The 25,116-nt window shown below is 70.4% G+C and carries 4 protein-coding genes; 1 reads left to right on the forward strand and 3 read right to left on the reverse strand.

Going from position 1 to position 25,116, the window contains the following annotated elements; genetic code table 11:
• Positions 1 to 34 precede the first annotated feature (34 nt).
• The gene (locus B0293_RS20640; RefSeq protein WP_005149871.1) at positions 35 to 1,120 is read left to right on the forward strand and encodes an iron-siderophore ABC transporter substrate-binding protein; all 1,086 of its coding nucleotides are present in this window, start codon (positions 35 to 37) and stop codon (positions 1,118 to 1,120) included.
• Positions 1,121 to 1,443: 323 nt separating this feature from the next.
• Here the strand turns inward: B0293_RS20640 and B0293_RS20645 are convergent, their stop codons facing one another.
• The 3 genes from B0293_RS20645 to B0293_RS20655 form a co-directional block, all read right to left on the reverse strand.
• Positions 1,444 to 2,481, reverse strand: coding sequence for a metallophosphoesterase family protein (locus B0293_RS20645; protein ID WP_063936612.1), 1,038 nt, complete (start codon positions 2,479 to 2,481; stop codon positions 1,444 to 1,446).
• 132 nt (positions 2,482 to 2,613) lie between these two features.
• Complete coding sequence (locus B0293_RS20650; protein WP_005149866.1) at positions 2,614 to 2,823, reverse strand: MbtH family protein; 210 nt, start codon at positions 2,821 to 2,823, stop codon at positions 2,614 to 2,616.
• On the reverse strand, positions 2,820 to 25,094 hold the full coding sequence (locus tag B0293_RS20655; protein ID WP_281256262.1) for a non-ribosomal peptide synthase/polyketide synthase: 22,275 nt from the start codon (positions 25,092 to 25,094) through the stop codon (positions 2,820 to 2,822). Before B0293_RS20655 ends, B0293_RS20650 begins: the two co-directional genes overlap by 4 nt.
• Positions 25,095 to 25,116 lie beyond the last annotated feature (22 nt).

A 25,116-nucleotide genomic window follows, 5' to 3' on the forward strand; every position in this document is an offset into this window, starting at 1 on the left:
GTCTCGCCGGATCGCCGATCACGAAGGACGGATGATGGCCCGAATCCCCACCCTCTCCGCCGTGCGCGGGCGCCTGAAGACCGCCGGCTTGCTGGCGTCCTCCCTGGTGTTGGCCGCCTCGCTCACCGCATGCGGAGGAGGCGGCGAGTCGGCCACCCCGGCCGCGCAGAACTCCGCCGGTTCCGCGGTCGACGCGAACGCGTTCCCGACGACCATCGAGCACAAGTACGGCAGCACCACCATCACGCAGGAGCCCAAGCGGGTCGTCACGGTCGGCCTGACCGAACAGGACGCGCTGCTCGCCCTCGGCGTGGTCCCGGTCGGGGTCACCGAATGGCTCGGCAAGTTCCCCGGCACCATCGCCCCGTGGGCGACCGACAAACTCGGCGGCGCCGCGCTGCCCGAGGTCCTCAAGGACGTCGACGGGCCGCAGTACGAGAAGATCGCCGCGCTGAAGCCGGACCTGATCATCGCGCTGTACTCCGGGCTCACCAAGGAGCAGTACGACAAACTGGGCCAGATCGGCGTCCCGGTCGTCGCGCAGCCCAAGGAGTACAACGACTACGGCATCCCGTGGCAGGAGGCGACCAAGAAGGTCGGCCAGGCCGTCGGACGCGCGACCAAGGCCAACGAGCTGGTCAAGGGCGTCGAGGACAAGTTCGCCCAGGTCCGCAAGGAGCACCCGGAGTTCGAGGGCAAGTCGGCCCTGATGGCGTCGACCTACGAGGGCTACTTCGTCTACGGCAGCCAGGACCCGCGCTCGCGGATCCTCCAGTCGCTCGGCTTCAAGCTGCCCGCCGACCTCGACGCCGCCATCGGCGACAAGTTCGGCAAGAGCCTCAGCGCGGAGCGGACCGACCTGCTCGACCGCGACGCGCTCGTGTGGCTCATCGACACCCCGGCCAAGGCGCAGGAGATCCTCGGCAAGGACGCGCTCTACACCGGACTGAAGGTGGCGAAGGAGAAGCGCGAGGTGTTCATCGAGAACGAGGGCACCTATGGCAGCGCGGTCTCCTTCGTGACCGTGCTGAGCCTGCCGTACGTGCTCGACCGGATCGTCCCGCAGCTCACCGCGGCGGTCGACGGCGACCCGAAGACCGAGGTCAAACCGGCCAACTGAGCCATTCTCGGGCAGAAACGGGGCCGGCCCGGAGGTGTCGCGAACGCCGCTTTCGGGACACCAGACGTCGCGAAAGTGGCTTTCGCGACACGGACGTGAGGCGGTTCATGCGCGCAGCCGCCGCCCCAGAAACCCAGTAGCCACAACGGAGTACATGAAGGCCCCCTTCCTTGCGCCTGGCGCAAGGAAGGGGGCCTTCATGTACCGCAAGCGGGCAAGCGCCGGTATCGAGTGGGTCGGGTTGGTCGTGAGTGGTAAGTGTCGTTAGAACACCACTTACCACTCACGACCACCTGTACCGAAGCCCACCTGCGCGTCCACGGTCAGTGCGGGAATCCCCAGGAGTCGTGCAGGGGAACGGTGATCTGCTTCAGCCAGGTCTTGGTGGTGAAGTCGCGGGCCTTGATGACCACCGAACCGGGCGAGACCTCGACTTGCAGCCCCTGGTTGAACGCGCCGCCGAGCGACACCTCGCCACCCTTGCCGTCGTCCGTCCAACCGGTCTGGACGGCGGCGGTGTTCACCACGGTGAACCCTTCGAGGTTGCCGGTACCCGGGACCACCCGCCGGACGACCCAGTCCGACAGGTTCAGGTCCCAGTGCGTGTGCCCGGAGAACAGGAACACGTCCTTGTAACGGCCGAGGATCGACAGCAGCCTGTCGGGCTGGAGGTAGTCGGAGCGGTAGAGCTTGTTGTGCGTGCCGGAAACGGTGTTGGGCAGCGGGTGATGGGTCAGCACCATCACCGGGCTGCGCCGGAGCGACCAGTACCGGAGACGCTGTTCGAGCCAGGTGAACTGCCGGTCGCTCATCCAGACCTCGTCCCACAGCTTGGGGTCGTGGTACTTGGCGTAGCGCTCGGTTCCGAGGCACAGCACCGGGACACCGCCGAACGACGTCTCGTTGTAGACGGTGTTGCGTCCCGCGAACCGGTAGAAACTGCGAAAGAGCGAGTCCTCGGTCGTCCCGTTGGGCCAGGTTTCCTGGGCGAGTGTGTCGGGATCCCGCCACTTCGGGACGTAGAACTCGTGGTTGCCGATGGCCCAGGCGACCTGACGCGGATGCGGGTGCTTGTCGAAGGTCTCGCGAAGCTGGCCGTACTCGAAGTCGTAGCCACGCGGAGTGAGGTCACCCGCGATGCCGAGTCCCGCGCTGCCCGGGTTGACCGCGTTCAGATCGTCGAGCGCCTTGCCGAAGTCCGTGAGATCGCCCTGGATGTCACTGATGATGTTGAACCGGACGACGGGCCATTGTGGACCCCACTTCGCCTGCGTCTGGGGCTGCGCCTCCGCCTGACCCGGCAGCATCGCCGCCCCTGCCGCCGCACCTCCGGCGGTCACCATGAAAGCTCTTCGATCCATAACGCGAACCGTACTCACGTTTTATGGCCGAATTCGGTCGTGCTTCTGAACAACGCAAGTCCGTGAAGGACTCCTTGAGGGACTCTGGGTCCCTCAAGGAGTCCTTCACGGACACGACCTCAGGACACGACGTCAGGACTCCATGGCCTTGACGAGCGAAACGGGCCGCAGGTCCGTCCAGTTGGTCTCGACGTATTCCAGGCACTCCGGACGCGAGGCCGGGCCGAACTTCGTCGTCCAGCCCGCCGGGACCTCGACGAACTCGGGCCACAGGCTGTGCTGGCCCTCGTCGTTGACCAGCACCAGGTACGTACCGTCGGGGTTCTCGAACGGGTTCGTCATGGCTTGTTCTCCTTTGGTGTATCCGATGAATCAGCCCGGCGTGTGAGCGCGTCCAGCGCGGTGAACCAGTCCTCCGCCAGGTCCCGTACCGACTCTTCGGTCAGCATCGCCTCCGGCCAGGACCATTGTGCGCCCAGTTCGGTGCCGCCGGGGCGGTCCTCGGTGAGGGCGTTGACCGTCAGGGCGTGCGAGACCGGCATTTCTTCGTCCGCCCCGATTTCGGCCGCCTCGGCTTCCGCCGCGTACGACCAGTCGGTCGCTTCGGGGACGCCGATCCGGCCGAGGTAGTTGAACTCGATCTGCGGCTTCGCGAACTTCGCGAGTTCAGGACCGGTCCGCGGATCGAGATATCGGAGCAGACCGTGCCCGATCCCGCCGTCCGGCAGCCCGTCCAGCTGCGCCTGGACCCGTTCCAGCGCGACACCGGCGGCCGCCCCGCCCGCGAACGCGTCGTCCAGGTCGAGGTCGCCCAGGTCCAGGCACACCGGGACGACACTGGTGAACCAGCCGACCGTCCGCGAAAGGTCCGCACCACCGGCCAGGTCCTCTTCGCGGCCGTGTCCCTCGACGTCGACCAGCACCGCCCGTCCCCCGTCGCGGCGCCACCGGGCGACGGCGAGCGCGAGCCCGGTGAGCAGGACGTCGTTGATCGTCGCCCCGAACGCCGACGGCACCCGCGACAACAGCGGCGCCGTCCGCGAGGCGGGCAATGTCAGCGACAGCTTCTTCACAGTGCCCAGCACGTCCCGACCGGGGTCGAGCGGCCGGTCCAGCTCCAGCGGATCCGCACCACCCAGCACCGACTTCCATCGATCCAGCTCGCCGCCGCGGTCCTGAGTGGACAGCGCTCGCGACCACCGCCGGAACGAAGTGTCCGCTGAGGGCAGATCCGGCGCCGCACCGAGAGCGACCGACTCCCACGCGGAAGCGAGGTCCGGCAGCAGGATCCGCCACGAAACGCCGTCGACGGCCAGGTGATGGATCATCAGCAGCAACCTGCCGGGCCCTGCCGATCCCGCGTCGAACCACGTCGCGCTCAGCATCACGCCGGCGTCCGGGTCCAGGCGGGACCGCGTCGGCTCCGCGTGCCGCTCGATCAGCGCGAACAGATCGCCGTCCGAAGCATCGACGCGTTCGAGGACGACGTCGACGGACTCGGCGACCCGGAGCGCCCAGCCGTCCACCGACCGGTCGAGCCGCGCGCGCAGCATGTCGTGCCGCTCCACGACAGCGCCGATCACGCTGTTCAGCTGCTCGCCGGTCATCCCGGACGGCGTCTGGAGCAGCGCCGCCTGGTGGTAGCCCGCGATCGGCCCGCCGAGTTCGCGCAGCGCGTGCATGATCGGCGTCGGCGCGATGGCGCCGTCGTCCTCCAGGCTCTCGGCGACCTCGGCCAGCGCGGCGACCGTCCGGCGCGCGAACACCTCGTGCGGCGTGATCTTCAGCCCTGCCGCGCGAGCCCGGCTGACCAGCCGCATCGCGACGATGCTGTCCCCGCCCAGGGCGAAGAAGTCGTCGTCGGCACCGAGTCCTGGTACGTCGAGCACTTCCGCGAAGAGCGCGCACAACGTCTTCTCGTACGCGGTCTCGGGTGCCCGCCCGCCGGCCAACTCGGCGTAGTCCGGGGCGGGCAGTGCCTTGCGGTCCAGCTTCCCGTTGGACAGTACGGGAAGCACGTCGAGCGCGACGAACGCCGCCGGGACCATGTACTCCGGCAACGTCTCGGCCGCGAACCGCCGCAGCTCCGCGCGATCCACAGTGGACACCACGTACGCCACCAGCTGCTTGACGCGCGGCCGGTCCTCACGCACCACAACGACGGCCCGCGTGACGTCGCCGTGCCGTTCGAGCACGGCTTCGACCTCACCCGGTTCGACCCGGAACCCGCGGATCTTCGCCTGGTCGTCGGCGCGCCCGCCGAAGTCCAGCCGGCCGTCCGCGGTCCACCGGGCGAGGTCGCCGGTGCGATACATCCGGGCGCCAGCCGGGCCGAACGGATCGGCCACGAACCGCTCCGACGTCAGCGCCGCGCGCCCGAGGTAGCCCCGGGCGAGACCGGAACCGGCGAGGTACAGCTCACCGGTGACCCCGGGCGGCACCGGCCGCAACGACGCGTCCAGCACATAGGCGCGGGTGTTCGCGACCGGACGGCCGACCAGCGGCCTGTCACTGTCGCCGATCCGCGCCACCAGAGCGTCCACTGTGGACTCGGTAGGACCGTACAGATTGAACGCTTCGGTTCCGTCCAAAGTGGCTAGACGACGCCAGAGACTCTCCGGTACCGCCTCACCACCGACGCCGATCACGGCCAGCGGGCACCGGTCCCCGTCGAGCAGACCGGCCTCCGCCATCTGTACGAAGAACGACGGCGTGACCTCGATGAAGTCGAAGCCGTCCCGTTCGATCATCGCGGCGAGGAGTTCCGGATCGCGCCGGGTTTCCTCGTCCACGATGTGCACGGCGTGCCCGTCGAGCAGCCACAACTGCGGCTGCCAGGAGGCGTCGAAGGAGAACGACCACGCGTGCCCCACGCTCAGATGCGGCTTGCCGGTGGCCTCGACCGCGGGCCGGTGCAGCGTGGCGCGGTGGCTGTGGAACAGGTTCACCACACCGCGATGCGGGACGACGACTCCCTTGGGTGTCCCCGTCGAACCCGACGTGTAGATCACGTACGCCGGATGTTCCGGGTCGAGCGGGCGGACGCGGTCCCGGTCGGTGAGGTCGTGCGCCTGCCGGTCCTCGGTGACGAGCGCGCACAGCGCCAGCGTCTCGATCTCGTTCCTCGGCAACGACTCCAGCAGCTCGGGCTCGGTCAGGATCACCTTGGGCCGCGCGTCGGCCAGCATCGCGACCAGCCGGTCCGCCGGGTGGTCCGGGTCGAGCGGCAGGTACGCGGCCCCCGCCTTGTGGATCGCGAGGACCGCCAGCAGGACGTCCGCCGAACGCGGCAACGCCAGGGCGACGAAGTCCTCCGGGCCGATCCCGTGGGCGACCAGGGCCCTGGCGAGCCGGTTGGCGCGCTGGTTCAGCTCGGTGAACGACCAGGCGACCTCGCCGGACACCACCGCCGTCGCGCCGGGCGAACGCCGGACCTGGTCCTCGAACAGACCGGCCACAGTGGACGGGCTGACGTCGAGCGCCGTCCCGTTCCACTCGCGCACGATCAGGTCGAGATCGGCATCGGGCAGGATGTCGACCCTGCCGACCGGAGTGTCCACATCGGACACCATCGCGGCGAGCACCCGTTCCATCGCGGGGAGAAGACGTTCCGGAAGGCCGGCCTCGAACAGGTCGGAGCGGTACTCCGCGGTGAGTTTCAACCGGGTTCCGGGTTCCACCGCCCACGTGAGCGGATAGTGCGTGGAGTCCTCGTGGCGCACGATCTCCCCGCGCAGCCCGGCGCCGGTCTCGTCCTCGTCCGCGCCCGGGTAGCTCTCGAACACCATCAGCGTGTCGAACAGCTCCCCCAGCCCGGCGCCACGCTGGATGTCGGCGAGCCCGAAGTGCTGGTGCGCCAGCAGGCCGGACTGCTCGTCCTGGACCCGGTCGAGCAGCGCGCCCAGTTCTTCGGCGGGGTCGACCGCGATCCGCACCGGGATCGTGTTGATGAACAGGCCGATCATCCGCTCGACCCCGGCCAGCTCGGGCGGTCGTCCGGCGACCGTCGCGCCGAACACGACGTCCGACCGGCCGGTCAGCCTGCCGAGCACGATGCTCCACGCGGTCTGGACGAGGGTGTTCAGCGTCAGCCCGCGTGAGCGCGCGAGTTCGGTCAGCGCGCCGGTCGCCCGCTCCGGCAGCTCCAGGGACAGGCGATCCGGCAGCGCCGAGACCCGCTGGGGATCGTGCGGGACGAGGTGCGTCGGCTCGGTGAGCCCGTCGAGCGCCTGCCGCCAAGCGGTTTCAGCCGCCTCCCGATCCTGCTCCCCGAGCCAGCCGAGGTGGTCGCTGTACTGCCGAGCCGGTGTCAGGCCGGCGCCCGCGTACAGCTGGGAAAGCTCGGCGAACAGCTGCGGAACCGACCAGCCGTCGAGCAGGACGTGCTGGTGGGTGAACACCAGCCGGTGCCGTCCATCGGGCAGTGCCATCAGCAGGAACCGCAGCAGCGGCGCGGACTCCGGATCGAACCGGCGCCGGTCGTGCGCCATCTCCGCCTCGACGGCGTCCGACGACGCCACGAAGCGCCAGGGAACCGTGACCGAACGCGCCACCAGCGCGACCGGACGGCCGGACGCGAGGTAGCGGTAGCCCGTGCGCAGGACGGCGTGCCGGTCGACGAGGGCTTGAGCGGCGTCGCGCAACCGAGCGGGATCGAGCGGCCCGTGGAGGTCGAACGACACCTGGACGGTGTAGACGTCGGGTCCGCCGCCGTCCATCGTCGCGTGGAACAGCAACCCGGCCTGCAACGGCGTCAGCGGCCACACCTCGGCCGTGTCCGGCGCGACGTCGACGATCTCGGCGCGTTCGCCCGCGTCGAGCTCCACCAACGGCTTCCCGCTCGCCGACGCGGTCGCGTCGAGCCGTACCGAACTGACCTCGGCCAGGGCCGCGACGGTCCGGTGCCGGAAGACGTCACGCGGGCTGAGCAGCAGCCCGGCACTCCGCACGCGGCCGACCAGCTGCATCGCGACGATGCTGTCCCCGCCGAGGCGGAAGAAGTCGTCGTGGACGCCGACCTTCTCCAGCCCGAGGACACCGGCGACGAGCGACGCGAGCAGCTCTTCTCGCGGCGTCCGGGGTGCGTCGCCGGAGACCGCGACGGCGAAGTCCGGGGCCGGCAGCGCCTTACGGTCCAGCTTCCCGTTGGGGGTCAACGGGAACGCGTCCAGCACCACGAACGCCGACGGCACCATGTACTCCGGCAGAGCGGCCTCGGCCAGCCGCCGGACTTCTTCGACGTCGACATCCCCGGTCAGGTAGGCGACGAGCCTGCCTTCTCGCAAGACCACCCGCGCGGACAGCACCGACTCGATCTCACCGAGTTCGATCCGGAACCCGCGCAGCTTGACCTGGTCGTCGGCGCGACCGAGGTAGTCGAGCACGCCGTCGGCGCGCCACCGCGCGAGGTCGCCCGTGCGGTACATCCGCTCCCCCGCCGCGAACGGGTTGGCCACGAACCGCTCGGCGGTCAGCCCGGCTCGGCCGAGGTAGCCGCGCGCGAGTTGCGCGCCCGCCAGGTACAGCTCGCCTGCCACGCCCGGCGGGACCGGCCGGAGTCGCGCGTCCAGCACGTACGTCCGCGTGTTCCACACTGGACGTCCGATGGGGACGGTGTCGTCGACGACCTCCCAGGAGGTCACGTCCACCGACGCCTCGGTCGGCCCGTAGAGGTTGTGCAGGGGGACGTCCACGCGAGCGGCCAGTTCCGGCGACAGTGCCTCGCCGCTGCACAGCACCCGGCGTACGTCGTGCCACCGCGGTTCTTCGGCGAGGAACGCTTCCAGCATCGACGGGACGAAGTGGACAGTGGTGATCCGCTGGTCGCGGATCAGTTCAGCGAGGTACACCGGATCCTTGTGCCCCTCGGGCCTGGCGACCACGAGAGTGGCGCCGGTGATCAGCGGCCAAAAGAACTCCCACACCGACACGTCGAAACTCGACGGCGTCTTCTGCAACACCCGATCATCAGCCGTCAAACCGTACTCGTCCTGCATCCACAGCAACCGGTTCACGATGCCCGCATGAGGCACCACAACGCCCTTGGGCCGCCCGGTCGAACCCGACGTGTAGATCACATACGCGGGCGACGACGGATCCACCACCCGGCCCAGGTTCTCGCCCGAGTAGCCGTCCAGAACCGGCAGTTCGCCGAGAACGACGGTGGGAGCCGCGTCTTCGAGCATGAAGGCCAGACGGTCGGCCGGATAGTCCTTGTCGAGCGGTAGATACGCCCCGCCCGCCTTGTGGACCGCGTACAGCGCGACGACCAGATCGAGCGAGCGAGGCAGCGACACCGCCACCACGGACTCCGCACCCACTCCCTGCTCGACCAACCACCTGGCCAGCCGATTCGCCCGCGCGTTGAACTCGACATACGAAAGCTCCATGCCCTCGAACACCACAGCAGGAGCATCCGGAGCCCGCGAAACCTGCGCCTCGAACAACTCCGGCAACGTCACCACCGGAACCTCGTGCGCCGTCTCGTTCCATCGGTCGAGCAGCGCGCGCTCGTTCTCGCCGAGGACCTCGAACGCGCCGACCGGGAGCGCGGGATCTGCGGCCACCTGCTCCAGCACGGAGACCAAGCGCCGCGCGAACCCTTCGGCCGTCTCGTGATCGAACAGGTCGGCGCTGTACTCGATCGCGCCCGAGATCCCGTCGGCGTTCTCCAGGAACCCGAATTCGAGATCGAACTTGGCGACCCCCTGCGCGAGGTCCTCCCGCTCGGCACGCAGGCCGGGCAGCGTCAGCCCGTCGCCGGGTTCGGGCAGGTAGACCACCATCGTCTGGAACAACGGATGCCTGGCCAGCGAGCGCTCCGGGTTGACCGCGTCGACCAGCCGCTCGAACGGCAGGTCCTGGTGTTCGAAGGCGGCGAGGTCCGTCGCCCGCACCCGTGAGAGCAGCTCGGCGAACGCCGGATCGCCGGACAGGTCGGTGCGCAGGACGAGCGAGTTCACGAAGAAGCCGACCAGCGGCTCCAGCCGTTCGTCGGCGCGGCCGGAACTCGGCGCGCCGAGCGGGATGTCGTCCCCGGCCCCGAGCCGGTGCAGCAGCACCGCGACCGCGGCCTGCGCCAGCATGAACATGCTGACGTCGTGCCGCCGCGCGATCTCGCGCACACGTCCGGTCAGCCCTGCGTCGATCGGGAAGGTGACGAGACCACCGCGGTGGCTCGACTCGGCCGGACGTGGCCGGTCCGCTGGCAGGGCCAGCTCGTCCGGCAGGCCCGCCAGGGCTTCCTGCCAGAAGTCGATATGCCCGGAAGCCGTCGAACCGAGCAGTTCCCGTTGCCACAAGGCGTAATCCGCGTACTGGACCGGCATAGCAGTCCACTGTGGATCGCGACCAGCGAGGCGTGCTGAGTACGCCGCCGCGAGATCGGCCATCAGCGGTCCCTGCGAGCCTTCGTCCGTGGCGACGTGATGCAGCACCAGCAGGAGGACGTGTTCACGCGGCGACACGGCGAAGACCTTGGCCCGGATCGGGAGTTCCTCGTCGAGGGCGAATCCGCGACCGGCTTCGGCGGACAGCTGCGCCGTCAGATCCCCGGCCTCGGTGAACACGACGTCCGGGCGCGCGTCGGTGAGGATCCGCTGCGTGACGACGTCGCCTTCCTCGACGAACACGGTCCGGAGGGTTTCGTGCCGCTCGACGACGTCGCCGATCGCCGCACGCAGCGCGTCCGCGTCCAGTTCGCCGTGCAGGCGCCAGGCGAGCGGGATGTTGTAGGTGGGCGTGACGCCTTCGAGCCGGTACAGGAACCACAAGCGTTGCTGCGCGGGCGAAAGCGGCAGCACGCCGGGCCGGTTCCCGGCGCTCAGGACCGGCTGGGCCGACGGTTCCGCGAGCCTTTCGGCCAGCGCCGCGACAGTCGGGGCGTCGAAGACGTCGCGGACCGACACGGTGGCGTCCAGGCTCGCCGAGATCCGGCTGACCAGCCGCATCACCAGCAGCGAATGCCCGCCGAGGGTGAAGAACCCGTCGTCGATCCCGACTCGCTCGACTCCGAGCACGTCGGCGAACAACGCGCACAAAGCTTCTTCGCGCGAGTTCCGGGGCTCGCGGCCTTCGGTGCTCGCGAACTCGGGCGCGGGCAAGGCCTTGCGGTCGAGTTTGCCGTTCGGGGTCAGCGGGATCTCGTCGAGCGTCACGAACGCCGACGGCACCATATGCTCGGGCAGCTTCGCGGCCACCGCTTCCCGCAGTCCGTCATCGGAGCCGACGATGTAGGCGACCAGCCGCTCTTCGCGAGCGACGACCACGGCGCGCGTGACGGACGCCGACGCGGTCAGGGCCGCCTCGACCTCGCCGAGTTCGACCCGGAAGCCACGGATCTTGACCTGGTCGTCGACGCGGCCCAGGAACTCCAGCACGCCATTGTCCGACCAGCGCGCGAGGTCCCCGGTGCGGTACATCCGGCTCCCCGCCGCACCGAACGGATCGGCGACGAACCGCTCAGCCGTCAGCCCCGACCGGGCGAGGTACCCGCGCGCCAACTGGACACCGGCGAGGTACAGCTCGCCCGGAACACCCGGCGGGACCGGCCGGAGCCGGGCGTCCAGCACGTACGTCCGCGTGTTCCACACCGGGCGCCCGATCGGGACGGACGGAGTCGTTTCGGCACCGGCCCGCCACGCCGTCACGTCGACGGACGCCTCGGTCGGGCCGTAGAGGTTGTACAGCGGGACGTCGACGCGGGCGGCCAGTTCGGACGGCAGTGCCTCACCGCTGCAGATCACGCGGCGCAACCCTGTGCAGTCCGCGGTCTCCAGGAACAGGGCGAGCATCGACGGGACGAAGTGGACGGTGGTGATCCCGGCCGTGCGGATCAGCTCCGCGAGGTACTCCGGATCCTTGTGGCCTTCAGGCTTGGCGACCACGAGAGTGGCGCCGGTGATCAGCGGCCAAAAGAACTCCCACACCGACACGTCGAAACTCGACGGCGTCTTCTGCAACACCCGATCATCAGCCGTCAAACCGTACTCGTCCTGCATCCACAGCAACCGGTTCACGATGCCCGCATGAGGCACCACGACACCCTTGGGCCGCCCGGTCGAACCCGACGTGTAGATCACATACGCGGGCGACGACGGATCCACCACCCGGCCCAGATTCTCGTCGGAGTAGCCGTCCAAGTCAGGCAATTCGTCGAGCACAACAGCGGGAGCGGCGTCTTCGAGCATGAAGGCGACGCGATCCGCCGGGTAGTCGCGGTCGACCGGCAGGTAAGCCCCGCCGGCCTTGTGGACGGCGTAGAGAGCGACGACCAGGTCGAGTGACCGCGGCAGCGACACCGCCACCACCGACTCCGCACCCACTCCCTGCTCGACCAACCACCTGGCCAGCCGATTCGCCCGCGCGTTGAACTCGACATACGAAAGCTCCATGCCCTCGAACACCACAGCAGGAGCATCCGGCGTCCGCGACACCTGCGCCTCGAACAACTCCGGCAACGTCACCACCGGAACCTCGTGCGCCGTCTCGTTCCATCGGTCGAGCAGCGCGAGTTCGTCGCCGATGAGGACGTCGAGCAGGGCGACCGGCCGGTCCGGCTCGGCGGTGACCTGCTCCAGCAGGGACGTGAGCCGGGTCAGCAACCGTTCGGCCGTACCCGCGTCGGCGAGGTCCTCGGCGTACTCCAGCATCAGCGTGGCGGTGTCCCCGTCGTCGACCATCGTGAAGTGCAGGTCGAACTTCGCCATGCCGGTGTCCATCTCGAACCACTCGGCGGGCAGGCCGAGCACGTCCTGGGCATCGGACTGCCGGTGGTAGCCGACCATCACCTGGAACAGCGGGGTGCGCCCCGGCACCCGGGGCGGGTTCAGCTCCTCGACGACGCGCTCGAACGGCAGGTCACCGTGGGAGAACGCGGCCAGATCGGCCTCGCGCACCCTGTCCAGCAACGCGGCGAACGTCGGCTCACCGGACAGATCGGTCCGCAGCACCAGCGTGTTCACGAAGAACCCGACGAGATCATCGAGCGCCGCGTCGGTGCGCCCGGCGATAGGGGCGCCCAGCGGGATGTCGTCCCCGGCGCCAGTCCGGTGCAGCAACGCGGCAACGGCCGCCTGGAGCACCATGAACGGGCTCGCTCCCGCCTTCGCCGCCAGGTCGCGCACGGCGGCCGACAGCTCTCCGGACAGCGGGGACTTCACCTTTCCGCCTCTGCCGGTCGGCCGGAGCGGACGCGGACGGTCCAGCGGCAACGTCAGCTCGTCGGGCGCACCACGCAAGACGTCGGCCCAGAAGGTGACCTGATCGGCGCCATACTGGTCGAGGAAGTCCTTCTGCCACAGCGCGAAGTCGGCGTACTGCACCGGAAGGTCCGTCCACACGGGACTCCCCCCGCCGAGGCGGGCTTGATACGCCGAGGCCAGGTCGCCCAGGAACGGGCGGTCGGACCATTCGTCGGTCGCGCTGTGGTGCAGGACGACCGAGATCACCTGGTCACCGTCGCCGAGCCGCAGGACCCGCAGCCGCACCGGGATCTCCCGCGCCAGGTCGAACGGTGTCCGCGACAGTTCAGCGATCCGGGCGTCCAACCCGGCCTCGTCGCACTCCTCGACGGCGAACGGGATCTCCGGCGCGTCGAGAACGCGCTGGTACGGCTCGCCGTCGTGCTCGGCGAACACCGTCCGCAGGACCTCGTGCCTGCCGAGGACGTCGCCCAAGGCGGCACGCAGGGCTTCGAGGTCCAAATGCCCGCGCAACCGGAAGGTCAGCGGGAAGTTGTAGGCGACCGCGTTCGTATCCATCCGGTCAACGAGCCAGAGGCTGCGCTGGGCGGCCGAAAGCGGGATCCGTTCAGGACGTTCGACGCGGACCACCGGCGGCCGCGCGGGTTCGCCGCCGCCCGCGCGAGCAGCCAGTTCGGCGACCGTGGGCGCCTCGAACAGGTCACGGATGGCCAGTTCGGCGCCGAGCTCGGTCCGGGCCCGGCTGATGAGCCGGGTGGCGAGCAGCGAATGGCCGCCGAGATCGAAGAAGTTGTCCTCGACGCCGACACCGTCCAGCCCGAGGACCTCGGCGAAGAGCGCGCACAGCGTCTCCTCCGCGGCGGTCTCGGCCGGACGGCTTTCCGCGAGCCGCACCGCTTGATCGGCTTCCGGCAGTGCCCGCGTGTTGAGCTTGCCGTTGTCGGTCAGCGGCAGGGCGCCCAGCGTGACGAACGCGGCCGGGACCATGTAGTCCGGCAGTTCCGTCTTGAGCCTGTCCCGCAGGCGTTGCACCAGTTCACCGCCACCGCGCGCGGCCGTCGGGCTCGTGGCGTACTTGGCCAGATTCGTACCGACCGAAACCGGCAGGTGCACCCCGGTGACCAGCGCGTCCGGCTGTCCCTTGTGGACGAAGACCGCCTCGAACGCGCCGTCGGCCGACCAGGTGCAGTACACCCGGAACCCGAGCCGGTCCCCGAGTTCGTGCACGTCCTCCGGCTCGATCCCGGCAGGGGCGCGGAACAGGTCCAGCACGTCGATCAGTGGCGCCCCGGCGTCCAGCGCGCGGGTCGCCTCGACCTCGGCGATCTGCCGGGCGTCCGGGATCCGGCTCACGCGCAGCGTTTCCGCGCCGGTGAGCTGCTCCTCCAACGCGGTGAGGGAGCCGATCTCGTCCCACGACAGGCGCGGCGCCTGCGCGACGGACAGGGTTCCGGCCGGCTCCTTCACCAGAACCGCGTCGTAGCGGTACCGGCTCAGCTCGTTGTGCAGCCGGGCCCGTTTGATCCGGACCTGCGCGGCGACGTCCGGAAGCCGCCGCGCGAGCGCGGTGAAGTAGTCCGGGTCGATCAGGAGTTCCTTCTCGAGCGCGGCCCCACGTTCGATCGCCCGCCGCACCTGGGCGACGTCGGAGGTCGCGTCGGCGCGGGTCAGCTGGATCGCGGTGTGGAAGGCGCGGGCGAGCCGCAGGTTCCGGACGTCGCCGACGAACAGCGCGCCGCCGGGCGCGAGCAGGCCGATCGCCTTCGTGACGACGTCGGTCAGGTAGTCGACGCTCGGGAAGTACTGGACGACCGAGTTGATCACGATCGTGTCGAACCGTCCGGCGGGCAGGCCGTCGAACACGTGCGCTGGCTGGGCGCGCAGGTTCACTTTGGCCGCCAGCTCCGGATCCTGCTCCAGCTCGCGGTTCAGCTTCGCGATCACCGGCGCGGCGAGGTCGGTGCCCCAGTACTCCCGGGCCAGCGGCGCGATCTGCCCCATCAGCAGACCGGTGCCGACGCCGATCTCCAGTACTCGTTCCGGCTTCAGCTTGGCGATCCGGTCGACGGTCGCCTGTCGCCATTCCCGCATGTGCTCCAGCGGGATCGGGTCGCCGTCGTAGCTGGAGTCCCAGCCCGCGAAGTCCTCGGTGAACAGCGCAGTCGGGATCTCGGTGTACTCATCGGAGTAGATCTGCCGCCACTCGCCGACCTGGTCGGCCTCCGCCTCGGCGCGCGCGTCCCCGCTCAGTTCGGCCGGGACGACGTACCCGATGAGCCGTTGCAGCCCGGGAGCCGACGGGTCGGGCCGCGCGATGACGGCGGCCTGCGCGACCTCCGGGTACCGGCTGAGCGCGGTCTCGATCTCGCCGAGTTCGACGCGGTAGCCGCGGATCTTGACCTGGTCGTCGGTGCGGCCGAGGAAGTCGAGGTTCCCGTCCGCGCGGCGGCGCACCAGGTCACCGGTGCGGTACATGCGCCCACCCCCGGGGACGAACGGGTCGGCGACGAACCGTTCCGCGGTCAGGCCGGGACGGCCGAGGTAACCGCGGGCCAGCCCTTCACCGGCGATGTAGAGCTCTCCGGCGACGCCGTCGCGGACCGGGCGGAGCCAGGCGTCCACGATGTAGGCGCGGGTGTTCCAGATCGGCTTGCCGACGGTCGGGGTGTCGCTGTCGGTCGTGCCGCCGCCGAGGGTGTTGATCGTGTACTCGGTGGGGCCGTACAGGTTGTAGCCGTAGGTGCCGTCGGTGTCCCGCAGCCGGTTCCACACCGACTCCGACACCGCCTCGCCGCCGAGCAGGACGAGCGCGGGCCGGTGCCCCTCCAGCAGCCCTTCCTCGATCAGCAGATGCGCGTACGTCGGCGTCACGTTGACGACGTCGACCTCGTGCTCGTCGCAGTACGCCACGAGCGCCCGCGCGTCGCGCCGCAGTTCCTCGTCGCAGACGTGGACCTCGTGCCCCTCGACGAGCCACAGCAGCTCCTCCCAGGACATGTCGAAGGCGAACGACACGGTGTGCGCGATCCGCAGCCGCCGTCCGCCCGCCGACGCGATGGCCGGGGCGAAGATCGCGCCCTGATGGTTGAGCTGCATGTTCGTCAGGCCGCGGTACGGCGTGACGACACCCTTGGGTTTGCCCGTCGAGCCCGACGTGTAGATGACGTAGGCCGGGTGTTCCAGGCGGTCCGCGCGGCCTCGCGCGAACAGCGGGCGTTCGGCGTCGGAGATCGGGCCGCCGCCGAACGCCCTGTCTTCGTGATCGTCGACGAGCACCCGCGGCGTGGCGTCGGGCAGTGTCGCCGATACGTCCTTTGTGGACACCAGGCACAACGGCCCGGCGTCCTCCAGCATCACCGCGAGCCTCTCGGCCGGGTAGTCGAGTTCCAGGGGCAGATACGCGGCACCGGTCCGCAGCACGGCGAACAGCGCGACGACCATGTCGATCGACCGCGGCAGGCCGAGCGCGATCACCTGCTCCGGCGCGGCACCCTTCGCCAGCAGCAGCCGGGCCATCCGGTTGATCCGGGCGTCGAGCTCGGCATAGGTCAGTTGCTCTTCGCCGAACACCACGGCCGTCGCGTCGGGCGTCCGGTTCGCCTGGGTGGCGAGCAGGTCCGCGATCGTGTCCTCGACGACCGGGTGCTCGGCCTCGGCCCAACCCGCCTCCAGCGCGGCACGGTCCTCAGTGGACACCGTCGCGAGCGCGGCGACCGGTTTCGCCGGATCGTCGACGATCTGCGTGACCAGTGACGTGAACCGCCCCAGCACGGACGCGGCCTCGGCGGCGTCGATCACGTCGTCCCGGTACGACAGCGTGATGCGAATTTCCTCGCCCGGCGTCACCACGAGCGTCAGCGGGTAGTGCGTCGCGTCGATGTTGAGCAGGTCGGTGATGCCGTGCCGGTGGCGGAGGCCGTCACGCCGTTCGTCGCCGTCCGCGTTGCGCAGCACGAAGAGCGTGTCGAACAGGACGCGATGCCCGGCCTCCCGTTGCAGGACACCGAGGCTCATGAATTCGTACGGGGTCAGGTCCATCCGCTCGGACTGCAAGCGCCGCACCAGGTCCAGGACGGACTCTGCCGCGTCGAGCCGCACCCGCGCGGGCACGGTGTTGAGGAACAGGCCGATGGTGTTCTCGATCTCGGGCACGGCGGCGGGCCTGCCCGCGACAGCGGCGCCGAACACGACGTCCTGCCGTCCGGTCATGGTCGACAGGACCAGGCCCCAGGCGGCGTTGAGCACGGAGTTGACGGTCAGGCCGTGGCGGCGGGCCTGCTCGCGCAGTTTTCGGCTGAGGCCGCCGGGCAGCACGGTGTCCAGGTTGACCGGCGTCGCGGGGACCAGGTCGCGGCCTTCCGGTCCGATGACCGTCGGTTCCGCGAGACCGGACAGCGCCTCGCGCCACGCTTCCGTCGCGGCCTCGATGTCCTGCCGGTCCAGCCAGCGCAGGAAGTCCACATAGGACCCGGAGGCGGGAAGCGTCCGGTCGTCACCGTCGAGGTCGTAGAGCGCGAACAGCTGCTCGATGAACAGCCAGGCGGACCAGCCGTCCCAGAGCAGCAGGTGCCGGTTCAGCACCACGCGGTCGCGCCCGTCCCCGAGCCGGACCAGTTTCAGCCGGAACAGCGGCGGGGCGCCGAGGTCGAACCGTGTGGCCCGGTCCTCGGCCATCAGCTCGTCGAGCCTGGCCTGCCGCTCGTCCTCGGGCAGCGTCGAGAGATCCACTTCGGACAGTGGGGGTTCGATCTCGGCCGCCACGAACTGGACCGGTCCTCGCAGCCCCTCGCTGGTGAAACCCGCCCCGAGGCTGGGGATCCGGCGGAGCAGCGCGGACACCGCCGCATGGAGCCGTTCGACGTCCAAGCGGTGATCGAAGTCGATCGCCTCCTGGATGGTGTAGATGTCCACCCGGTCGGAGTTGTAGCTGGAGTGGAAGAACAGGCCTTCCTGAAGTGGCGACAGCGGCCAGACGTCGGCGACCGGCGCCGAGCTGAACCGCTCGACGCGGGCGATCTCCTCCTGGGTCAGCGACACCAGTTCGAGGTCGGACGTCGTGAGCCCCACCCGGGCGTCGGTGTCCGCCGCCGCGAGGTCGCTCAACGCCGCGGCCCAGCGGTCGGCGAGGTCCCCGGCCACGCCCGCGAACGTCGCCGTCAGCCTCGGTCCGTCCTCGGTGTCCTCGCAGGCGACCCCGATCCGCAGGACGTGGTCGCCTGCCGGGGGCACCGCCGCGTACCCGGCGACCTGCCACTCCCCCGGCCCTGCCGGGATCCGGCCGTCGTACCGCAGCGCGATCCGCGGCTTCGCGAGCCCGGCGAGCAGCGGGCCGGTCTGGACGTTGAGGTAACGCAGCGGACCGTAGCCCCCGGGTGTCTTCCGGACGGTCTCCTTGACGGCCTTGAGCATCGCGAGCGGGTCGCCGGTCGCGGTGATCCGCACCGGGCGGACCGAGGTCAGCGCACCGATGGTGTCCGCGGCGTCCACCCGACCGTGGAGGTCGACGAGAAGGTCTCCGTCGACGACGGATTTCAGGGCGGCCAGGAGGACGTCGGTCACGTCCCCGTTCACGGCGGCGGGCAGCGGGCCGACGAGCGTCCGGGTGTCCTCGACTGACAGGGTGATCCGGCGCAGGACTTCGCCGTCGGCCGGAATCTCGAACGCACCCGGTGCCAGGGTCCGGGCCCAGTGCTCGATCTCGCCGAGCAGCGCGGGATCCTGCGCCACTTCGGCCACGCGACGTGCGATGGTCCGCAGTGAGGTCCGGACCGGCGTGAACACCGGCGGGTGGCCGCCGGTCACGGCTTCCCAGGCGATCACGAGGTCCGCCGCCAGCCTCGTCAGGCTCCGAACGTCCAGCAGGACCGGATGCGCGACCAGGAGCAGCCTGCCCGGGTCGTCGAACCAGACGGCTTGGAGCAGGTTGTCCGCCAGTCTGCCCGCCGCGTCCCGGTGTTCGTCCTCAAGGGACCCGGTCGCGTGACGCAGCAGGTCGACGGCCTGGACTATCCCTTGTGGACGGATTTCGAGCGACCACAGCACCGAAGCGACCCGCGACAGCTCGAGCCGCAGGCCGTCGTGGTGGTCGAGTACGAGTTGCAGGGCTGCGGCGAGGGTCTCGACGTCGGCCCCGGACGGCACGGTCAGCAGCACGGACTCCGGCCGCACCGTGTCGCCCAGTTCTCGGAGCCGGAGCATTTCGGGCAGGAGCGGGAGCGCGCCGATGCCGTCGTCGACCACCGGCTCGGCAGGCGTGACGGAGGCGGCGAGCGCGGCCGGGGTACGGAGTTCGAAGACGTCCTTGGGGCTCAGTTCGAACCCGGCCCGCCGGGCGCGGCTCGACACTGCGATCGACGAGATGCTGTCGCCGCCCAGCAGGAAGAAGTCGCCGTGGGCGCCCACCGCGTCCAGTCCGAGGACGTCCGCGAAAATCCGCGCGAGGGCGCGTTCCCGGTCGTTCTCGGGCGTGGCGGCGGCCTGCTCGACCGCAGGCGCGGGCAGTGCCCGGACGTCGAGCTTTCCGCTGGGCGTCAACGGGAACTCGTCGAGCACCACGAACGAGGACGGGACCATCGGAGCGGGCAAGGCCTCGCTCACCCCGGCCCGCAGCCGCTCGGGATCCGCTCCACCGGCCACATAGCCGACGAGCGCGCCGTCCTTCGCCACGACCGCGGCGGCCGTGACCTCCGGCTGTGCGGCGAGGACCGCTTCGATCTCGCCGAGTTCGATCCGGTTGCCGCGGATCTTCACCTGACGGTCGGTGCGGCCGAGGTAGTCGATCTCGCCGTCGGCGCGACGCCGGACGAGGTCCCCGGTGCGGTACAACCGCTGTCCGGGTTCGCCGAACGGGTCGGCGACGAAGCGTTCGGCGGTCAGACCGGGCCGCCCGTGGTAGCCGCGGGCCAGCTGGACACCGGCGAGATACAGCTCGCCCGGCACGCCGTCGGGCACCGGGCGGAGGCAGCCGTCGAGGACGTGCGTCCGCGTGTTCCACACCGGACGTCCGATGGGGACTCCCGCGCCCTCGGCGCCGTCGGTGTCGAAGTAGGTCACGTCCACGGCGGCCTCGGTGGGACCGTAGAGGTTGTGCAGCGGGACGCCGGTGAGCGAACGCCAGCGCGCGGCGGTCTCGCCGGTCAGCGCCTCGCCGCTGGAGAAGACCCGGCGCAGGGAGCCGAGATCACCGGGGGCCGGCTCGCTGCCGAGGAACGCGGCGAGCATGGACGGGACGAAGTGCAGGGTGGTGATCCCCCGCTCCCGGATCAGCCGCGCGAGATACGCGGGATCGCGGTGGCCGTCCGGTTCGGCCAGCACCACCGTCGCGCCTTCGCACAGCGCCCAGAAGAACTCCCACACGGACACGTCGAAGCTCGACGGCGTCTTCTGGAGCACGCGGTCCGAGGCCGTGAGCCGGTACTCGTGCTGCATCCACGCGAGCCGGTTGACGATCGCGCGATGCGTGACGGCCACACCCTTCGGCCGTCCGGTCGATCCCGACGTGTAGATCACGTACGCGGCGTTATCCGGCCCGGCGGCGACGCCTTGGACGTCTTCGACGGCGGCCTCGCCGGTCACGGAGACCTGCGTCAGCCCGGCGACGGAAGGAATCCGCGACGCCGTCCCGGGTTCGGAAAGCACGAGCCGGGCACCGGAGTCGGTGAGCATGAAGTCGAGCCGGTCCGCCGGATAGTCGAGGTCGATCGGCAGGTAGGCGGCCCCGGCCTGGTGGACGGCCAGCAGCGCGACCATCAACTCGACCGACCTCGGCACGGCGACGGCCACGATCTCGTCGGGACCGGCGCCGAGGAAACGCAGCCTGCGGGCCAGCCGCTCCGCCCGGGCGTCGAGGTCCGCATAGGACAGCTCGGTGTCCTTGAACACCACCGCGGTCGCGGACGGCGTCTTGGCGACCTGCTCGGCGAAGGCCTCGGCCAGCGTCCGCTCGGGCACCGGATGCGCGGTCGCGTTGAGCTCCGCCAGGCGGCCGCGTTCGGCGGGCGAGAGCAGGTCGACGGCGGCGACCGGCAGGCCGGGATTCGCCGTCAGCGTCTCCAGCAGCCGCGCGAAGCGTTCCGCGAGGTGTCCGGCCGCGACCGCGTCGATCCGGGCGGCGTCGAATTTGAGGCTGAACGCCAGGTCCTCGCCCGGGGTCGCGATCACCGCGACCGGGAAGTGCACCGCGTCGGTGACCTCGACTCCGGTGAGCCGCACGGCTCCGGACGGATCCGCGCGCTCGTCGTCACGCGGGAAGTTCTCGACGACCACGAGGGTGTCGAACGGTTCTTCCTGGCCGAAGCCGGCGACACGCTGGATTTCGCCGAGGCCGAGGTGCTGGTGGTCCAGCAGGGCCGCCTGCTCGTCCTGCGATCGCCGCAACACGGCGGCGACGGTTTCGGACGGGGACCAGCGCAGCCGCACCGGCACCGTGTTGATGTACAGGCCGACAGCCGCTTCGAGGCCGTCGGCACCGGTGTCGCGACCGGAGACCGTGCTGCCGAACAGCACGTCGTCCCGGCCGGTGAGCCCGCCGAGGAGCAGCCCCCAAGCGCCGTGCAGGACGGTGCCGAGGGTGAGGCCGTGCGCTCGCGCCATGGCGGACAGCTCCGCCGTGGCTCGCGCACCAAGGTTCAGGTGAACTCGCGACGGCCGCCTTTCGGCCGCGAGCCCTCCCTCGATCAGCCGGGTGGGTTCGTCCACTTCGGACAGTGCGTTGCGCCAGGCTTCCCGGGAGACCTCGTGATCGCGCGACGCGAGCCGCCGCAGGTGGTCCGCACGGGTGCCCGGTTCCGGGAGCGGCGCGTCCGCTCCGGCGTATCCCGCCAGCAGTTCGCGCAGCAGCACCACGACCGACCAGCCGTCGGCGATGATGTGGTGGAACGTCAGCGCCAGCTTGGCGCGGTCTTCGCCCATCCGGGCGAAGGTCGCCCGCAGCAAGGGCGGGCGCGCGAAGTCGAACCGGCGCACACGATCGGCCTCGAAGGCTTCCGCGGCATCTTCGGCGGTCACCTCCCGCCAGGGCAGTTCGGCGTGCCGGGTCACCGTCTGGACGACCTGGCCGCCGTCGAGCTGCCGGAAACCGGACCGCAGCGACGAGTACCGGTCCAGCAGCGCCTGCGCCGCCCGGCGCAGCGCGTCGGCGTCGACGTCGCCTTCGAGGTCCAGCACCTCCTGGACCGTGTAGATGTCAGCGGCCGAGCCGCCTTCGAACTCCGCGTGGAAGAAGAACCCTTCCTGCAACGGCGTCACGGGCAGGACGTCGGCGTACTCGGCGAGCGACGCGCGTTCGGCGCCGGTCAGCTCCAGCAGCGGTCGCTCGTCCACAGTGGACACGGTGGACTCGCTGATGACCGCCTCCGCGCACGCGGCGAGCGCCTCGGGAGTCCGGTGCTGGAACACCTGACGTGGCGTGATGGCCAAGCCCTGCTCCGCCGCGCCGAGCACCAGCCGGATGGACAGGATGCTGTCGCCGCCGAGGGTGAAGAAGTCGTCGTCGGCGCCGGCCGAGCCCAGCCCGAGGACGGCCGCGACGACGTCACACAGGATCCGTTCCCGCTCGGTGCGCGGCGCGCGGCCGGTGGCGGCGGCACCGAAGTCGGGCAGGGGCAGTGAAGTGCGGTCCAGTTTGCCGTTCGGCATGATCGGCAGCCGGTCGAGCGCGAGGAACGCCGAGGGCACCATGTAGTGCGGCAGCGCCGATTCCGCGTGGGTGCGCAGGTCCGTCAGCAACGACGGCGACCCGCCTGCCTCCGGAACGACGTACGCCACCAGGCGCCGGTCCCCCGGCTTGACCTCGCGCGGCACGACGGCGATCCGCTCGACCCCGGGATACGCGGCGAGCGCGGACTCGATCTCCCCCGGTTCGATCCGGAACCCGCGGATCTTGACCTGGTGATCGGTGCGGCCGAGGAAGTCGAGGTTCCCGTCAGCGCGCCAGCGGACCCGGTCGCCGGTGCGGTACATGCGCTCGCCGCCACCGGCGAACGGATCGGCGACGAACCGTTCCGCCGACAGCTCCGGACGTCCGGCGTAGCCCCGGGCGAGACCGCGTCCGCCGACGTACAGTTCCCCTTCGACGCCGACCGGGACCGGCCGCAGCGCGGTGTCGAGGACATAGCAGCGGGTGTTCGGATCCGGCCTGCCGATCGGGATGGGCCCGGTCCAGCCTGGCTCGGCCGCCCAGAGCGTCGAGTTCACCGTCGCCTCAGTGAGACCGTACGCGGCGACGACCTTCAGGTCCTCGGCCCAGCGCGCGATGAGTTCCGGTGGGACGGTCTCGGTGCCGACGATCAGCACCGCGCCCTTGGGCAGTTCGCAATCCGGCGGCAGTGCCGCGACCAGCGACGGCGGCAGGATCATGTGCGTCGCCGCGTTGGCGGCGATGTAACCGGTCAGCTCGACGCCCGCGACGCGGCGGTGCGACGGCACCACGATCAGCGTCCCGCCGACGCACAGGGACATGACCAGATCCCAGACCGTCACGTCGAATCCGGTCGAGGCGAACTGCACCACCCGGCTGTCCTCGCCGATCCCGATCCGCTCGGTCGCCGTACTGATCAGGCTGCCGATCCCGTCGTGGGATAGAACGACGCCCTTCGGCTTGCCCGTCGAACCCGAGGTGTAGATGACATACGCGGCCCGGTTCAGCGCGATCCCGCTGACGTCCACAGTGGACGAAGCAAGTCCCGCGAGTTCGGCGACGATGGCCGGATCGTCGAGAAGGATCCGTTCGACGTCCGCACCGGACGGCAGCTGCGCGGCCTCGTCCTTTGTGGACACCACGATTCCCGCGCCCGCGTGGGACAGCATGTACGCGAGGCGGTCCTCGGGATGGTCGAGGTCCAGCGGGAGGTACGCGGCCCCGGCCTTCATGACGGCGAGGAGCGCGACGACGAGATCGGCCGATCTCGGCATCGCCACGGCGACGACGTCCTCATCACCGACACCGCGCTGTCGCAGCAGGCGGGCGAGACGGTTGGCGGCGGCGTCGAGCTCGGCGTAGGTCAGCCGGACGTCCTCGCAGACGACGGCCTCGGCGTCCGGTTTCCGCGCCACGATCCGGTCGAACGCCTCGGGCCAGGACACCTCGGGCGAATCCGCCACCGCGGTCCCGAACGCCAGCATCCGAGCCCGTTCCCCGGCCGAGAGCAGGTCGATCGCGGCCAGAGGCAGGTCGGCTCCCGCCGCCAGCGCGTCCAGCACCGCGGCGAACCGGCGACGGTGGTCGGCGAGTTCGTCGTCGGTGGAAACGGCCGCGTCAGCGTCGAAGTCGAAGCGAAGGCCCCGGCCCTCGCCGGCGTCATACACAGCGATGGCGACGTCGCTGATCGGCCCGAGTTCGAGGTTGCGCACCGTGGCGCTCGCGTCCCCGAAGGCGAGTTCGCCGTCCACGGCCATGAAGTTCACGCTCAGCCCGACGAGTTCGTGCACCCCGCCGCTCGCGCCGAGTTCGCGCGCGAGGTCCTCGCCGCGGTACCGGCTGTGTTCCAGCAGCGCGGAGACCTTTTCCGCGACCTGGGCGACGAGCCGCGCCGGTGTCGTCTCGGGTCGCACGGTCAGCCGCAGCGGCAGGACGTTCGAGACCATGCCCGGCTGCTCGCGCAGACTGCGGGTGGTGCGCGCGGTGACCGGCAGACCGAGGACGAGGTCTTCGGCACCGGTCACGCGGTGGGCGTAGGCCGCCACGGCGGCGATCGCGACGCGGGACAGCCTCGTTCCCGCGTCGAGCGCGAACTTCCGCAGGCGTCCGGTCTTCGCCGCGGGCAGTTCCCACGAGTGCCGCCGCAGCCGGATCGGGCCGGACGACGCGCGACCGAGCAGCCGCACCGGATTCGGCCTGCCCGCGAGTTCGCCGAGCCAGTACGCGCGGTCGGCCTCGTCGTCATCGACCGCCTCGGCCAGCCCGGAAAGCGGCCAGGCGACCTCCTCGGCCGTGCCCGAGTACAGCGCCGCCGCGCGACGGGTCAGGACGGCCTGCCCGTGCGCGTCCATCACCAGGTGGTGGTAGCGCTGGAACCAGCGGACCCGGTCCTCGGCGAGGATCAGCAGGGCGTGCCCGGTGAGCGGGCCCCGGCCGAGGTCGGCCACCACGGCCAGTTCGGCCCGCGCCCACTCGTCGGCAGCACGCTCCGGATCCGGCTCGCCGGTGAAGTCGAGAACGGCGACCTCACCGGGGGTGGCCGGACGCTGGAGCGGCGTGTCGCCGTCCAGCCCGACCGTGACGTGCAGGCATTCGGCCTCCGCGACCGCCCTCCGAACGGCGTCACTCAGCCGGGTGACATCGATGTCGCCGCGCAGCTCCGCGACCCAGCCGATCGTGTAGACCGGATCGGCCGGGTCGAGCTGCTGCGCGAGCCAGATCCCCTGCTGTGCCGGGGTCAGGGGAAAGCCGCGGTTCATCGGTGTTGCCTCCACCGTTCGAAGGGCGCGAAACGTC

It is taken from the genome of Amycolatopsis azurea DSM 43854 (genome assembly GCF_001995215.1).
GTDB classification, from domain to species: domain Bacteria; phylum Actinomycetota; class Actinomycetes; order Mycobacteriales; family Pseudonocardiaceae; genus Amycolatopsis; species Amycolatopsis azurea.

Coding starts and splice junctions, on each gene's coding strand:
- B0293_RS20640 (WP_005149871.1), top strand. CDS start 35: ATGGCCCGAATCCCCACCCTCTCCGCCGTGCGCGGGCGCCTGAAGACC.
- B0293_RS20645 (WP_063936612.1), bottom strand. CDS start 2,481: ATGGATCGAAGAGCTTTCATGGTGACCGCCGGAGGTGCGGCGGCAGGG.
- B0293_RS20650 (WP_005149866.1), bottom strand. CDS start 2,823: ATGACGAACCCGTTCGAGAACCCCGACGGTACGTACCTGGTGCTGGTC.